Here is a 13,832-nt window from a genome sequence, read left to right on the forward strand (position 1 = left end):
CCACCAGACAAACCCACAAACCAAAACCAGATGGCCTTCCAATGGCCGCAAATTTAAACCGGACAGTAGTGGGCTTGACCCGAGGATGACGACGGAGGTTTAGATTCGCCGGTTGCTTTCGTGAAAGCGAGCGCGGATGGAATTACGGCGCGCATCGCGTCATTCTTAGCCCGCGCGAGGGCGGCGCCCCAAATTCCTGGTAGGCCGGATAAATCAGTGACCCTGTCGAGACATGCCCCAGCTCTTTCATGTGAGGAGAGCGCGTGCCGCTTGTTTCTTCTCCCCTAGGGGAAGAAGGTCGCGGCAACGGGATGAGGGGGCGAGGGTAGAGATATCAGGAGAGCTTGCCACCCATCTGATCCTTCGGGCCGTCTTCTCCCCGGCGGGGAGAACAAACAAGCGGTGAGGTCGTGCCTTTATCTTGTTTCTCTGCCTTCAATATCTAGGGCTTACCCCCACAATTCCGGCCGCGCCGGATAAACCAGTGAACCCTCATAAACCAGCCCCGGCTCGCGATCCTCGGCCAGCAGCAGCGGCCCGTCGAGATCGGAAAAGGCTGCTCCCTGGGCGGCGAGTATGGCGGGGGCCATGCCGAGCGAGGTGCCGAGCATGCAGCCGACCATGATGGTGAAACCGAGCCGTTCCGCTTCCGCCTTCATGACAAGCGCTTCCGTCAACCCGCCGGTCTTGTCGAGCTTGATGTTGATCGCGTCGTAGCGGTCGCGCAGGTCGGCGAGGTCCTTGGTGGAATGCACGCTTTCATCGGCGCAGATCAGCACCGGATGGTCGATACGGGAGAGAATGGCGTCCTTGCCGGCGGGCAGCGGCTGCTCGATCAGCGATATCTTCAGTTCCGCCGCAAGTCTCAGATAATATTCGATATTATAATCGTTCCAACCCTCATTGGCGTCGATGATGATGCGCGCCTCCGGTGCTGCGGCGCGCACGGCGCGCAGGCGTGCCTCGTCATCGGCGGTTCCGGTCTTGATCTTCAGCAGCGGGCGGCCTGCGTTTTCCGCCGTTTTCGCGGCCATGGTCTCGGGGTCGGCGAGTGAAATCGTATAGGCGGTGACAAGCGGTTTTGCCGCCTGTCCGAGAATGCTTTCGGCGGCGCTTTTACCGCTCATCTTGGCTTCGAGGTCCCACAGCGCGCAATCGACCGCATTACGGGCGGCGCCGGGTTGCATCGCCTGCTGCAATTCCTGTCGGGTCAGGCCGTCGGCGATCCGCTCCGCCATCGTCTCGATATCGGCGATGACGCCCTCGATGCTTTCGCCATAACGCGGATAGGGCACACATTCACCTCTGCCGGCGAAGGAACCATCGAGGATGGTGCACGTTACGACATCCGCATGCGTGCGGGTGCCGCGTGAAATGGTGAAGCTGCCGGCAACGGGAAAACGTTCTGTTGTGGCTTGCAGGTAACGGGGCATGTTTTTTCACTTCCGATTGGGCGGCAAAAGACACATGACGCCAAATTTATCACGAATTGTCGGCGGTCACTGTGGCTTGCCGAAGGCCAAACCGTTATGAAACCTTTAAGAATCTCGTGACGGCTGCACTCGCTCGGAGCATTATGCAAGAACAGGACACACGGCAACAGGCGAACCCGGCCGCCATCACCGAAGACGATAACGTCTCCGGCGGCGGTTTGCGTTTTGTCATGAGCGGCTCCTGGCGCAATAGCAATCTCTCCGGTGTTTTCCCCAGTCTCGAAAAGATCGAAAAAAGCAGATCCGCCGGCGCGGTGGAAATCGATCTTTCTGCCGTCGAGGCCATCGATACCACGGGCGCATGGATCATCCAGCGTCTGCGCAAGGACCTTGAGGTCAACGGCGCCACCGTCACCGTGACGGGTAATGACCATATTGAAGAGGTCATCGGCCAGTTGCCCGAAAAGGTGGAGATGGAGGGCGAAGCCGGCCCGAAGGAGGGGCTTGCCGAGCGTATTTTTGCGCCCATCGGCAAGGCCGTGATCCAGAACGGCGCGGATTTCCTGGCGGGCATGTATATTCTCGGCTCCGCCGTACGCGGCGCGCAGATGAAGCTCGGGCGCGGACGGGGCGTCTCACCGGCGGCGATCGTCAACCAGATCGACCATATGGGCGTGCGCGCCGTACCGATCATCATGTTGATGTCGTTCCTGATCGGCGCGATCATCGCCCAGCAGGGTGCGTTCCAGCTCAGATATTTCGGTGCGGAAGTCTTCGTTGTCGATCTCGTCGGCATTCTGCAATTGCGTGAAATCGGTGTGCTTCTGACCGCGATCATGATCGCCGGCCGTTCCGGCAGCGCCATCACTGCGGAAATCGGCTCGATGAAGATGCGCGAGGAAATCGATGCGCTGAAGGTGATCGGTCTCAATCCCGTCGGCGTGCTGGTGTTTCCGCGGCTGGTGGCGCTCACCATCGCACTGCCGCTTTTGACCATTCTCGCCAATTTTGCAGCGCTTTTCGGCGCGGCCATCGTGGCGCTGCTTTATTCCGGCATCACGTTCGAGGTGTTCCTGTCGCGCCTGCATGGCGCTGTCGAGGAATCGACCATTGCAGCGGGCATGATCAAGGCGCCGTTCATGGCGCTCATCATCGGCATTGTCGCGGCGGTTGAGGGCATGAAGGTGGGCGGTTCGGCGGAATCGCTTGGCCAGCACGTCACCTCCTCGGTGGTGAAGTCGATCTTCGTCGTCATTCTGGTGGATGGTCTTTTCGCCATCTTCTACGCAGCCATCGATTTTTAAGGGAGGGCGCGTTGGAGAAACTGGACCAGAAACCGCACGAGACCAGAACCGGAAAAGACGGCCGCGAGGTGGTGCTTTCCGTCGAGGGCGTGACCGTCGGTTTCAACGGCCGGAACGTGCTCGAAAATCTCGACCTCGATGTCTATCGCGGTGAAATCCTAGGCTTTATCGGCCCCTCCGGCGCTGGCAAATCCGTGTTGATGCGCGCGATCTTGCGGCTCCTGCCGCGGCAGGCGGGTGCGATCCGCATTCTGGGCACCGATTACGACAAGGCGAGCGAAGACGACCGCATGATGCTCGACCAGCGTCTTGGCGTGCTGTTCCAGCAGGGGGCGCTGTTTTCCGGCCTGACGGTGAAGGAAAACATCCAGCTGCCGATGCGCGAATATCTTGATCTGCCGAAAAAGCTGATGGACGAGCTTGCCTATCTCAAGATCGAGATGGTGGGGCTGAAGCCCGATGCGGGCGACAAATATCCATCCGAACTGTCAGGCGGCATGATCAAGCGCGCAGCCCTTGCCCGGGCGCTGTCGCTCGATCCCGACCTCGTTTTCCTCGACGAGCCGACATCCGGCCTCGATCCCATCGGGGCGGCGGAATTTGATATGCTGATTGCGCGCTTGCGCGATTCGCTCGGCCTGACCGTCTATATGGTGACACACGACCTCGACAGCCTGTTCTCCGTCTGCGACCGCATTGCGGTGCTCGGCCAGAAGAAGGTGCTGGTGGAAGGGACATTGCAGGACATGTTCGCCTGCGACGACCCTTGGGTGCAGTCCTATTTCCGCGGCAAACGGGCGCGCTCTGTCGTTCTTCCGGACGGCAGACACGAAAATCCGGTGGAGTAACAAGAAGCATGGAAACCAAGGCGAACTACACCATAGTCGGAATTTTCACGCTGATCGTGATCGCCGCCGCATTCGGCTTCGTTTACTGGATGGCGGAATTCGGCCGTGGCGGCCCGACGGCGCAGCTTGTCGTGCGTATTCCCGGTTCGGCCAACGGCTTGTCCGTCGGTTCTCCCGTGCGCTTCAACGGTATTCCTGTCGGCACCGTGCGCGGCCTTGCCATCGACCGCGACGACCCGGCCTATTCCATAGCCTTTACTGAAGTGCAGGCCGATGCCCCGGTTTTCCCGTCCACGCGCGCCGTGCTTGAAATCCAGGGCCTGACGGGCGCTGCCTATATAGAGCTTTCCGGCGGCAACAAGGATGGCGAGCGTATTCTGCAGAAAGCCGTCGAAAGCGGCGTTCCCGCCGAGCTGACGGCCGATCTTTCCAGTGTCACCAACCTGCTTGCCACCGCAGACAAGATCCTGAAACGTGCGGACGGAGCGATCGGCGAGCTGCAGGGCTTCGTGCAGGATGCGCGCGGCCCGCTGACGCAGACGGTGCGCAACGCCGAGAAATTCTCCGATGCGCTGGCGGCCAATTCCGACGGCATCAAAAACTTCATTGCAAGCCTCAGCTCGCTTTCGACCACCGTGCAGTCGGTCTCGGTGCGTCTCGATGGCACGCTGACCGCGATCGAAGATCTGGTGAAGGCTGTGGATGCCGGCAAGATCGATTCCATCCTGTCGAATGTCGACAAGGTGACGAAGGATGTGGCCTCGGCTTCGAGCGATATCCAGGGCATCATGGAGACGGTGCAGAGCACGGCGCGCAATTTCGAGGCGGCGAGCACGGAAGTGCAGACGGTCGTGAAGCGCGCGGATGAGCTTCTCGCCTCGGTTGATCCCGCCAAGGTGGGCACCGTCGTCAACGACGTCTCGGCTGCCACGGCCGATGCGCGCGACGCGGTGGCGAACTTCAAGCGGATCGCCGACGATGTCGGCGCGCGCCGCGCCGATATCGACCAGGCGGTTTCCGATTTCACCGAAATGGGCCGCAAGCTGAACCTCGCCTCCAGCCGCGTTGATGGCATTCTCGCCAAGGTGGACGGCATGCTCGGCACGGATGACGCCAATTCGCTGTTTGCCAAGGCGCGCGAGACGCTCACCTCCTTCAAGGCGGTGGCGGACAATCTCAACGCCCGCATCGGGCCGATTGCCGACAACCTGACCCGTTTCTCCAGCTCGGGCCTCAAGGATTTCCAGGCGCTCGTCGGAAGCACACGGCAGACGGTCGACAATCTCAACAACGCCATCACCAATATCGACCGCGATCCGCAGCGGTTGATCTTCGGCGGCGAAACCGTGAAACAATATGACGGCAGAACAAGGCGCTAAGAGGGGTATGGGCCAATGAGACTATCGATGAACGGCCAAAAACGCCGCGCCCTCGTTCTGGCTCCGCTGCTTGCCGCGATGATGGCGGGCTGTGCGGGTGCGCCGAAGAACGATACTTTCGATCTCTCCGTCTCTTCGGCGACGGTGACGCAGGGGCCTTCGCTTAGGAGCCGACAGCTGCTGATCGCCGATCCGACGGCGCTGAAGGCGCTGGACAGTGAGAACATCGTGGTGCGCCTTTCCGGCTCGGAGGTGCAGTATCTCGGCAATTCGCAATGGAGCGACCGCCTGCCGCGCATGGTGCAATCCAAGCTCGTGGAAGCCTTCGAGGATACCGGCAAGCTCGGCGGCGTCGGCCGGCCAGGGCAGGGGCTGGCAATCGACTATCAGGTCGTGACCGATATTCGCGCTTTCGAAATCGATACGGCGAAGAACCTCGCCAATATCGAAATCTCGGTGAAGCTGCTGAATGACCGCAACGGTACGGTGAAGGCGCAGGAAGTGTTCCGCGCCAGCGCCCGTGTCAGCGGCTCCGGCAACGCCAATTTCGTAAAGGCGCTGGATCAGGCTTTCGCTGCCGCCACGCGGGAGATCGTGGCCTGGACGCTGAAATCGCTCTAGGCGTTTCAGCGGTCATTGCCGTCAGAAGAAATCGCTTTATGTTTGCGTCAGACCGGTTGCCGATCGGTCCATATGCAATATTGCCGATCCGTGAGTTCGTGATGCGATTTCTGCTGCTGCTTTGCCTTGTGCTTTCCACCCTGTCTGGAGCCGGTGCCGCCATGGCGGCCGGTCTCCGGCTGATCGAGGTTCCAGCCGCGAATGGCAAAGCTGCCATGAAGGCTGCGGTGTGGTCGCCCTGCGCGGCCGCGCCGGTGGAGGTCAGGATTGGCCCCTTCCTTTTACCCGCTGTCAGGGATTGCCCTGTGCCCGAAGGGAAATATCCGCTCGTCGTCATCTCTCATGGTTTTGGCGGCACCTATTTCAGCCATCGGGACACGGCGGCGGCGCTGGCGGATGCCGGCTTCATTGTCGCGGCGATCAATCACCCCGGAGACAATGCGCTTGAAATGCAGAAGGCGGGTGAACTTTCCGCGCTGACGGGCCGGCCGGCGGATATTGCCCGCTTGCTGGATCATCTGCTCGCTGGCTTTAGCGAAGCCGGTTCCATCGATGCCGGGCGGATCGGCGTTTTCGGATTTTCGCGTGGCGGTTATACCGCGCTGGTGCTTGCCGGCGGCACTCCCGACTTTGCCAATGCCGCGCTGCCCTGTCCGGACCCGCAGGCGCCGATTTGCGCGCAGATGCGGCAGAAGACGACATTACCGCAGCACGGCGGTCAGGATGCACGTGTGAAGGTTGTGGTTGCTGCCGACCCGTTGAATGCCTTTCCCGGCGCGGGCGACCTGAAGAATATCACGATCCCGGTCCAGCTCTGGAGTTCGGAACGCGGTGGTGACGGTGTCGCGCCGCAGGATGTTTTGCGGCTGCGCGGCGATCTGCCGGCGAAACCGGACTATCGGATGGTGAAAGGGGCGGGGCACTTTTCGTTTATCGCCCCTTGCCCCGCCGAGATGGAAAAGGCCGTGCCCCAGATTTGCAGCGATGCGGCTGGCTTCGACCGGGTGGAGTTCCATGGCGGCTTCAACGCCGATGTCGTTAGCTTCTTCAAGGCATCGCTGCGCTGAGGCGCTTTCCTAGCGTGGCAGTGGAAGCCGTCGATCAGACGGCGTCCTGCTGCGACTTCCATTCCGGAAGGGGGAAAACCCGGTCGTAGCTCCAGTTGAAGACAAAAGCATAGACCACGTAAAACAGCGCAAACGAGATATCCATCACCAGGGCGTGCGCAAGGCTGATATTCAGATACCAGGCAATGAAGGGCATCAGCACGATCAGGAGGCCCAGTTCGAACAGCACGGCGTGGGCGACCCGAAGAGCGGGCGTTTTCAGCGTCGTGCCTTTCAGCCGCTGCATGGCGTGGTCGAAGCCGAGATTATAGACATAGTTCCAGACCGTCGCCAGCGTGGCGCTGACGAGGCCGACAATGCCGATATCTTCCATAGGCATGCCAAAGAGCAGTGCGCCCAAGGGAATGACGAGCAGAAGGCCGATGATTTCGAAACTGAGGGCGTGGCGGATACGATCTTGCAGGGAACGCATTTCATTCTCCGGTATGTGACCGGGCCGTCCCGCATGCTGTCGCCGATATGGCCGAGGTCGTCCTCGCGCTGGGTCATATAGAACCTTTGGGCGGAATTTTCAAGCGCTGCGCATTTGGGGGCTGGGAGTGTTCCGCCTGTTTCCTCTCCCGGGCGGGGAGAAGAAAACATACTGCAACGCGTTCGTTTCTCTCGCGCGCACCAACGAAACCGTGATCGGAACAAGACCGGCGCATTTTCGTTATCGCTTATGGAAGGAGGCGTGCCATGCAGCAGAATTCCTCTGAAGGAAGAACGATCAAGGCCGCCAACACGGCGAAGGTTTCGACTTACACGCCAAGCCTCATTTCCCTCAAGGGAAGCTATGTGGCGATGATATTTCGCAGACCGCTTTGCCGAAATCCGCTGGATGTGCGGAAGAAATAAGGGCAGGGGAATCTGCCTGTTACTTGGCCCCGCACATTGATGACGACGACTGCCGAAATGATCGAGAGCTTTAGATGTCTCTAAAGTGTGATTTTCAATCCGGCCCGTCTCCACCTAGACTGGAGATCGCCACAAGAGCGAAGGGAGAATGACATGAAATCAGTTCTCATTATCGCCGCTGTCTTTGGTTTTTCCGCCAGTGCAGCGCTTGCGGAATGCGCAGGTCATCAACAGATCAACGCTTCCGTTCCTGCCGTAGACCGTGAATTCAAAACTGCAAGCATCGTTCCGCCGACGGACCCGGTCGAGAAGCCTGTCGTCATCCTGAAAAAGACCGACCGCCTTCCGGCTGCGGTTGCGACGACCGGTGAGCCCGAAGCCGCAATGCAGCGCATGCAATAGACAGAATAATAACCTCTTCATTCAGAAATCCCGTGCGTGAGGTGATCCGCACGGGATTTTGCTTTTTGAAGACGAGGGGAGGCAGGAATACTAACGGTAAAGGCCTGCTTCGCGAGCCTTCTCCGGCATTTCCAGGGCGACTAGCTGTCGAGTTTCAGCGACAGCTGTTTCGGCCCTTCGTTCTTTTTCAGCACGTAAAGCGGCCGGGTGATGATGACTTCCGTTCGCCGTTGCAGTTCGCGGCGTCGTTCGAGCGCGCGCTCGCGCATGTCGCGGGAGCGGGCGACGACAGAAAGGGCATTTTCTATGGTTGCGTCTGCTGTGTTCATCGCTGACCTCCATAATGTTCACTTTATGTTCTCATTATTGGTGGCTTGTGTCAACACTATGGCAGGGTTGCGGGCAGGTAATCGATACGCCCCGCCACGCTGGGCACGGCGGCGCGAAAGGCTGCGTGGGAGGCGTGGCCGTATGGGATCGGCTTTGCTCCACGCGGCGACCTTCACGACATGATCTGTTCCGGCAGTGTCGACAGGGACACTCCGGGCCAGCTACGTCGATTTTCACGATGATGTTTCGAAGGCGCGGGGCTGATCCGCCCGGCTTCAGGAGGGGATCAGGAGAGGGGACGTTGATCCGGCGCGGGAAGGCCGCCGGCGGTCAAGAGATCGGTGAGATGCTCGCTGGCGAGCGCGACGATGGCAAGGGCGGCCTGCTGGCGGTTCCAGCCGGCATGTTCCGCTTTTTCGATCAGCCCTTGAATGGAAGGCTCCAGCGCGAACTGGCACTCTGCCTGATAGTCCATGGTGTCGATCGAAAGCGACGGGGAATTGATTGCGGCCCGCATCCTTTGGTCTCCCTGTTTTCCGGCATGCCATCATACGCAAGACGCAAATCGGAACATGCACATTCAGAGGCCGGTGATATCGGGTATGGTCATGAGGCCCGCATATCACTGGCAGCGAATCCCCCAGCAGGCGGACGTTAACGGTAAGTCTTGATCGCTGTCAACGAGCGTGGGGTGGCAGGGGATGTCGCCATGCTCGTTTTCAGAGCCTTCCGCTCCGGAAAGGCTTTCGCCGCCAGATCAGCAGCGCCATCACGTAAAGCGCAAAAAGCACGAACCAGGTGACGGGCAGCACCATGAAAAGCGCCGCATAAGCGCAGTTTCCCTCAAAACAGGAGCCGAGAAATCCGGAATCGGCAAGCGCTGCCGACAATAAAAACGCACATATCCCGCTCCCGACTGCGCCGAGAATGAAAAGCAATATGTTGATGAACAATCTCATGACCCCGATCATAGGGATGATTGAGACAGCTTTGGGGAAACGGCGTCACGGCGAGACCTATATTCACCGTTTCGGCAGCCTTGAGAAGGAATGAAGATCTTTTCCAGTCGCAACGAATTGACGAAAACATTAAGTCGAATTTTAAATATGACTCGCGTTTTACGGGAATTCTGGTTTTATTACTTCGGGGTTATAAATGGGGATTTTCAGATGATCAGGGTCGTTTTTATTACGCTCGCATTTTTTCTCTTCGCCATATCGCCGTCTGTTGCTCAGGATACAGCTCCTGACTGGAAAAAATTTGGTTCCGAATATTTGACCTATAATGGTCAGGCCCTGACGTTCGACGCGGCAGACCTGCAGCGCCACCAGAACCGTTTGCGTTGCGTTAAAATGAATAATTACGGATGCGTTATGGGGAGAAGCTGGCAAGGGGCAGCCGGCAACGACAGGGCCGGTCATGCCATCTTCGAGCATCCGAAATGGTCGGTACGCGCAGTTGTCCGGGATTATTGCTCGAAGAACCGCAGGGGATTGCGATCTGCAATGCAGATTGCCGAGACCTATTCACCCTGGTGCGATACGCTCGGCACCGTCGGGGTTCGAAACGGCTGGGGCAGATCATGCACTGGCGGTCCGCAGCCGCCCGCAGGCTTCAAAGGTCCTCTCTGCGCAAAACCCGCAAACGGCACTCCGGCGGCCGGCCAGTGCGGAAGCTGCAATTGCCCCGATGGCGTTGCGCGGGGCATGGCGGCCAGCGTGAACGCCGGGATCAATGACAATCTTGCGCTTTTTGGTGCTGACGGCTCACCGAATGTCGGCAATCTGGTTGCCGTTCTCGGAAGCAAATTCCGGCGGGAGACCGGTTTTGCGGTCAATGAAGGGTTGATCAAGGAAGGTATCGAGCTGGCGGGGCAATGCCGCTGACAGGCTTTTTGCTCCGCGTGAACAATGCGCTTTGGAAATGCTGACAGAGGCGGCGCAAGCCGCCTTTTTAACGGACGGCGTCAAGGCTCGCAGCTTGCCCCCCGGGGCATCATCGGCCCGTATGGCCGACGCTGGCTGCGTCCGTTAATTTTATGATAAATCAAGGAGTTAATGGTGGGTGATGTAGGGCTCGAACCTACGACCCGCTGATTAAGAGTCAGCTGCTCTACCAACTGAGCTAATCACCCGACCGGCACCGTGTGGCGGTGTGAGGGGGCGTATAAAGGGGAAGTTTGGGCTTGTCCAGCGCGGAAATGAAATTTCTTCGATTTTTGTGACGAAAAAATTTCAGTCGCGCTGGAAAAGCCTGGAAATCCGGGGTTTTACGGATTTTTCCTTTTATTCATCCGCGTCTGAAAGCCCGGCCGATAAGGATGAGGATGCAGGCGCCGATGAAGCCGGCGATGAGATAACCGAGCCAACCTTGCAGAACGATTCCAAATAGCGAAAGGATGGCGTTGGCGACGATCGCACCGACGATTCCAAGAAGGATGTTCATGAAAACACCCATATTGCTTTTCATGAATTGTTCGGCGAGCCACCCGGCGACACCACCGATGATGATGGCTGCGATCCAGCCAATGCCAGCAGATTCCATGATTTCCTCCCATGTTGCTGCATCATCAAAGGTGATGATTCCCGTGGTGAAAAGCAAGGCAAACTCCTGAAAACCTCGCTTTATGCGGGTGGTTTTCCGCACGGCAGGCGCTAAATAGCCTGATGCGGCGCAAAGAGACGAAAGGCATGGATGTGCGGTTGATGTTGGGCGGATTGATGGACGGCAAACGGGTGTTCGACGGCTTGACGCGGGATCGGCGGCAAAGGACCGCAATAGCGGCGATAATGGCCATGGTGCTGTTCCTGGTCGGCGGTCTTTTGTCGGCAATGCCCGCCTCGGCGCAGGAGGGAACGACATCGCCCGCCCCAGTGGCTATCCAGGCTTCGACCGTCGAACAGGCGAGGGCGGAGCTGGAGAAATGGAAGGCCGATGTCGCGGCAATCGCCCGGCAGGTGGAAGCGGGCGGCAGCGACGACGTGCAGCTTGTGGACCTCAAGGGACGGGCCGATACCATTGCCGCCGATGCGGCCGCCGCCAACACCAAACTGCGCACCCGTCTCGACCAGATCAAGACCCGGCTGGATGCGCTGGGTGCGGCGCCTGCGGACGACCAGCCGCCGGAAGCCAGCATGGTGACGGAAGAGCGAAACCGGCTGACGGCGGAACGGGCCGAGGTGAATGCGATTGCCGGCGAGGTGGAGAGCACGGCCACCAATGCCGCGCAGATCTCCAACAATATCACCGCCGTTCGCCGGGCGCTTTTCGCCGCCACGCTGTTCAAGCGCACGGAAGTTTCGGCACAGACGCTGGGCGATGCGTCCTCCGCCTTTCTGACCGAGCTGACCAACCTGAACAACGCTTTCAGCGGTTGGGCGAGTTTCGTCTGGAATTACAAGCGCCTGCCGATGTTCGGGGCCGTGACGCTGTCGATCATGGCGGCGCTCCTGTTTCTGGTGGGTGGTTACCGCTTTTTCGGCAGCCGCATGGACCGGCGGGCGTTTACGGGCGAGCCTTCCTACCTGAGACGGCTTTCGGTGGCCTTCTGGTCCACCATGGTGCAGTCGCTGTCGCTTTTCCTGTTTCTCGTCACCTCGGCGTTTTTCCTCGATAATTTCAACGTGCTGCGGTCTGATATCGCGCCGATCCTGTTCGGGGCGATGGCGGTCACGGGCTTCGTTTATTTCGTGTCGCGGCTGAGCTATGCGATCTTTGCGCCGACGCAGTCGGAATGGCGTCTGCTGCAGGTTTCCAATCGCGGCGCACACACGCTGTCCTCGGCCGTGCTGCTGATGGCGCTCGTCAACGGGCTCGATTATCTGTTCGGCACGATCAGCGAGACGCTGTATTCGCCGCTGATCGTCACCGTTGCCAAGAGTTTCGTCGCCTCGATCATTATCGGCCTTATCCTGCTCACCGTGTCGTTCCTGCGGCCGGTCATCGGCGAAGGGCAGGATTACGAGACCGGCAACCAGCGACTGCCGCGCTGGCTCGTCATTCTGCTGCGGGTTGGCGGTCTCGTTCTCATCGGCGCCTGCCTGACGGGTTATGTCGGTCTTGCGCGCTTCCTCGCCACGCAGATCGTCGCCACCGGCGCGGTGCTGGCGACGATGTATATCGGCATTCTCTCCGGCAAGGCGATTTCACGGCAGGGGGCCTTTTCGGAATCCCTTGCCGGCCGTTATCTCGGACGACGGTTCGGCCTCGGCCCGGTAGCGCTCGATCAGGCCGGTCTTGCCGCCGGGCTCGGCATCTATGCGGTAGCACTTGCCTTCGGCGTGCCGCTCATCCTGTTTTCCTGGGGGTTCCAGCCGGGCGATATTGAAAGCTGGGCCTATCGCCTGCTGACCGGCATCACCGTCGGCAATGCCTCGATTTCGCTGATCGGCCTCTTTGGCGGTGTTCTCGTCTTCGCCATCGGTTATATCATCACCCGCTGGTTCCAGAAGTGGCTGGACAACAACGTCATGGCGCGCGGGCAGGTGGATGCCGGCGTGCGCAACTCGGTCAAGACAGGTATCGGTTATCTCGGTATCGCAGTTGCGGCCATCTTCGGTGTCTCTTCCGCCGGTCTCAACCTTTCAAGCCTGGCGCTGGTGGCTTCTGCCCTTTCGGTCGGTATCGGTTTCGGCCTGCAGAACATCGTCTCGAATTTCGTCTCCGGCCTCATCCTGTTGGTCGAGCGCCCCTTCAAGGTGGGGGACTGGGTGGTGACAGGCACGACGGAGGGCACCGTCAAGCGGCTTTCCGTGCGCGCCACCGAGATCGAAACTTTCCGTGGACAATCGATCATCGTGCCGAATTCCGAATTCATCAATTCCTCTGTTGGTAACTGGACACACCGCAACCGCATCATGCGCGCCGAAATCCCGGTTTCCGTGTCGTACGATTCCGATCCGCAGAAGGTCATGGATATTCTGCTGGAACTCGTGCGCGCCCAGCCGCCGGTGCTGCGCAATCCCGAGCCGCATGTGGAATTCCTGCGCTTCGGCGATTTCTCGCTGGATTTCGAACTGCGTTTCCATCTCGCCGATCTCTCGAACGGGCTTGGCGTGAAAAACGCGCTGCGCATCGCGATCCTCCAGCGCTTCCGGGAGGAGGGGATCGACATCCCGTTCCCGCAGCGCAACCTCAATATCCACGTCGAAGGCGACGCCAATCCGCAGATGCTGGCGGCGCTGCTTTCGGAAGAGGGCGACAAGGCGGTGGTGGCCCATACGGGTGCGGCATCGCCCGTTGCCGGCAATGCGCCGGAAAAGGATGCCGGCAAGGCGGGCGACAAGACTGTTGCGGAACAGCCAGCCGCGGCAAAAGCGGTCGGAAAGGACAAGTGAGCGGCTGCGGCTGGTATCAGTCCGGACGGGTGCGGGGCAGGCTTCGCATCCGACTGTCTTGCGGTGAATGATGGGCGCGCCGGGGCGGCTTTTACTTGATGGAGGCCGGATATGCCCGACCGCCGTCATGAAAATATAATCAGAATACCCGTAATGACTGTATTGTTGTGTAAACTGTAAGTTGATATATTGTGGTTATTATTTAGTTTATTTCT

At 59.4% G+C, this 13,832-nt stretch carries 15 protein-coding genes and 1 tRNA gene; 9 read left to right on the forward strand and 7 right to left on the reverse strand.

Annotated features, from left to right (window positions below):
• Nucleotides 1-449: 449 nt before the first annotated feature.
• Nucleotides 450-1,433 carry an N-acetyl-D-Glu racemase DgcA gene (gene dgcA / locus V6R85_RS22485; RefSeq protein ID WP_087744088.1) on the reverse strand — a complete coding sequence of 328 codons (984 nt, stop codon included), beginning with the start codon at nt 1,431-1,433 and terminating at the stop codon, nt 450-452.
• A gap of 143 nt (nt 1,434-1,576) precedes the next feature.
• On the opposite strand from dgcA, the gene V6R85_RS22490 reads away from it, so the two are divergent.
• The 5 genes from V6R85_RS22490 to V6R85_RS22510 all read left to right on the forward strand — a co-directional run bounded on the left by V6R85_RS22490 (nt 1,577) and on the right by V6R85_RS22510 (nt 6,652).
• A complete protein-coding gene (locus V6R85_RS22490; RefSeq protein WP_060726288.1) occupies nt 1,577-2,737 on the forward strand; it encodes an ABC transporter permease in 1,161 nt (386 codons plus the stop codon).
• An 11-nt stretch (nt 2,738-2,748) separates the two neighbouring features.
• A complete protein-coding gene (locus V6R85_RS22495; protein ID WP_065656139.1) occupies nt 2,749-3,585 on the forward strand; it encodes an ABC transporter ATP-binding protein in 837 nt (278 codons plus the stop codon).
• An 8-nt stretch (nt 3,586-3,593) separates the two neighbouring features.
• The gene (locus tag V6R85_RS22500) at nt 3,594-4,964 is read left to right on the forward strand and encodes an MCE family protein (RefSeq protein WP_080866167.1); all 1,371 of its coding nucleotides are present in this window, start codon (nt 3,594-3,596) and stop codon (nt 4,962-4,964) included.
• A gap of 15 nt (nt 4,965-4,979) precedes the next feature.
• Nucleotides 4,980-5,585 carry an ABC-type transport auxiliary lipoprotein family protein gene (locus V6R85_RS22505; RefSeq protein ID WP_060725760.1) on the forward strand — a complete coding sequence of 202 codons (606 nt, stop codon included), beginning with the start codon at nt 4,980-4,982 and terminating at the stop codon, nt 5,583-5,585.
• Between the two features lie 101 nt (nt 5,586-5,686).
• Nucleotides 5,687-6,652, forward strand: a complete 966-nt coding sequence (locus tag V6R85_RS22510) for an alpha/beta hydrolase family protein (RefSeq protein WP_111834535.1) — start codon at nt 5,687-5,689, stop codon at nt 6,650-6,652.
• A gap of 34 nt (nt 6,653-6,686) precedes the next feature.
• On the opposite strand, the gene V6R85_RS22515 is transcribed toward V6R85_RS22510, so the two are convergent.
• Nucleotides 6,687-7,124, reverse strand: a complete 438-nt coding sequence (locus V6R85_RS22515; protein ID WP_003502966.1) for a PACE efflux transporter — start codon at nt 7,122-7,124, stop codon at nt 6,687-6,689.
• 266 nt (nt 7,125-7,390) lie between these two features.
• On the opposite strand from V6R85_RS22515, the gene V6R85_RS22520 reads away from it, so the two are divergent.
• Together V6R85_RS22520 and V6R85_RS22525 are read left to right on the forward strand one after the other, a co-directional pair.
• A complete protein-coding gene (locus V6R85_RS22520; RefSeq protein ID WP_003502964.1) occupies nt 7,391-7,549 on the forward strand; it encodes a hypothetical protein in 159 nt (52 codons plus the stop codon).
• 153 nt (nt 7,550-7,702) lie between these two features.
• On the forward strand, nt 7,703-7,951 hold the full coding sequence (locus V6R85_RS22525; protein WP_003502962.1) for a hypothetical protein: 249 nt from the start codon (nt 7,703-7,705) through the stop codon (nt 7,949-7,951).
• A 140-nt stretch (nt 7,952-8,091) separates the two neighbouring features.
• Here V6R85_RS22525 and V6R85_RS22530 read toward each other — a convergent pair whose 3' ends face one another.
• The 3 genes from V6R85_RS22530 to V6R85_RS22540 form a co-directional block, all read right to left on the reverse strand.
• Nucleotides 8,092-8,280: a hypothetical protein gene (locus V6R85_RS22530; protein WP_020012681.1), complete on the reverse strand. Its 189-nt coding sequence runs from the start codon at nt 8,278-8,280 to the stop codon at nt 8,092-8,094.
• A 287-nt stretch (nt 8,281-8,567) separates the two neighbouring features.
• Nucleotides 8,568-8,798 carry a hypothetical protein gene (locus V6R85_RS22535; RefSeq protein ID WP_003502959.1) on the reverse strand — a complete coding sequence of 77 codons (231 nt, stop codon included), beginning with the start codon at nt 8,796-8,798 and terminating at the stop codon, nt 8,568-8,570.
• Between the two features lie 202 nt (nt 8,799-9,000).
• A complete protein-coding gene (locus V6R85_RS22540) occupies nt 9,001-9,252 on the reverse strand; it encodes a hypothetical protein (RefSeq protein WP_020812120.1) in 252 nt (83 codons plus the stop codon).
• A gap of 78 nt (nt 9,253-9,330) precedes the next feature.
• Between V6R85_RS22540 and V6R85_RS22545 the strand changes: the two genes are divergently transcribed.
• Nucleotides 9,331-10,167: a hypothetical protein gene (locus tag V6R85_RS22545; RefSeq protein WP_223564857.1), complete on the forward strand. Its 837-nt coding sequence runs from the start codon at nt 9,331-9,333 to the stop codon at nt 10,165-10,167.
• Between the two features lie 172 nt (nt 10,168-10,339).
• Here the strand turns inward: V6R85_RS22545 and V6R85_RS22550 are convergent.
• Together V6R85_RS22550 and V6R85_RS22555 are read right to left on the reverse strand one after the other, a co-directional pair.
• Nucleotides 10,340-10,415: transfer RNA gene (locus tag V6R85_RS22550), tRNA-Lys, on the reverse strand.
• A 155-nt stretch (nt 10,416-10,570) separates the two neighbouring features.
• Nucleotides 10,571-10,825, reverse strand: coding sequence for a GlsB/YeaQ/YmgE family stress response membrane protein (locus V6R85_RS22555; protein WP_060725837.1), 255 nt, complete (start codon nt 10,823-10,825; stop codon nt 10,571-10,573).
• 122 nt (nt 10,826-10,947) lie between these two features.
• Between V6R85_RS22555 and V6R85_RS22560 the strand changes: the two genes are divergently transcribed.
• Nucleotides 10,948-13,617 (forward strand): mechanosensitive ion channel family protein, encoded by a 2,670-nt coding sequence (locus V6R85_RS22560; protein ID WP_162692717.1) that lies wholly within the window; start codon nt 10,948-10,950, stop codon nt 13,615-13,617.
• The last annotated feature ends 215 nt before the right edge of the window (nt 13,618-13,832 follow it).

The sequence above is a fragment of the Agrobacterium sp. CCNWLW32 genome (assembly GCF_037083425.1).
In the GTDB taxonomy this organism is placed as follows: domain Bacteria; phylum Pseudomonadota; class Alphaproteobacteria; order Rhizobiales; family Rhizobiaceae; genus Agrobacterium; species Agrobacterium radiobacter.

Coding starts and splice junctions, on each gene's coding strand:
- dgcA (WP_087744088.1), bottom strand. CDS start 1,433: ATGCCCCGTTACCTGCAAGCCACAACAGAACGTTTTCCCGTTGCCGGC.
- V6R85_RS22490 (WP_060726288.1), top strand. CDS start 1,577: ATGCAAGAACAGGACACACGGCAACAGGCGAACCCGGCCGCCATCACC.
- V6R85_RS22500 (WP_080866167.1), top strand. CDS start 3,594: ATGGAAACCAAGGCGAACTACACCATAGTCGGAATTTTCACGCTGATC.
- V6R85_RS22505 (WP_060725760.1), top strand. CDS start 4,980: ATGAGACTATCGATGAACGGCCAAAAACGCCGCGCCCTCGTTCTGGCT.
- V6R85_RS22510 (WP_111834535.1), top strand. CDS start 5,687: ATGCGATTTCTGCTGCTGCTTTGCCTTGTGCTTTCCACCCTGTCTGGA.
- V6R85_RS22515 (WP_003502966.1), bottom strand. CDS start 7,124: ATGCGTTCCCTGCAAGATCGTATCCGCCACGCCCTCAGTTTCGAAATC.
- V6R85_RS22520 (WP_003502964.1), top strand. CDS start 7,391: ATGCAGCAGAATTCCTCTGAAGGAAGAACGATCAAGGCCGCCAACACG.
- V6R85_RS22525 (WP_003502962.1), top strand. CDS start 7,703: ATGAAATCAGTTCTCATTATCGCCGCTGTCTTTGGTTTTTCCGCCAGT.
- V6R85_RS22530 (WP_020012681.1), bottom strand. CDS start 8,280: ATGAACACAGCAGACGCAACCATAGAAAATGCCCTTTCTGTCGTCGCC.
- V6R85_RS22535 (WP_003502959.1), bottom strand. CDS start 8,798: ATGCGGGCCGCAATCAATTCCCCGTCGCTTTCGATCGACACCATGGAC.
- V6R85_RS22540 (WP_020812120.1), bottom strand. CDS start 9,252: ATGATCGGGGTCATGAGATTGTTCATCAACATATTGCTTTTCATTCTC.
- V6R85_RS22545 (WP_223564857.1), top strand. CDS start 9,331: ATGAAGATCTTTTCCAGTCGCAACGAATTGACGAAAACATTAAGTCGA.
- V6R85_RS22555 (WP_060725837.1), bottom strand. CDS start 10,825: ATGGAATCTGCTGGCATTGGCTGGATCGCAGCCATCATCATCGGTGGT.
- V6R85_RS22560 (WP_162692717.1), top strand. CDS start 10,948: ATGCGGCGCAAAGAGACGAAAGGCATGGATGTGCGGTTGATGTTGGGC.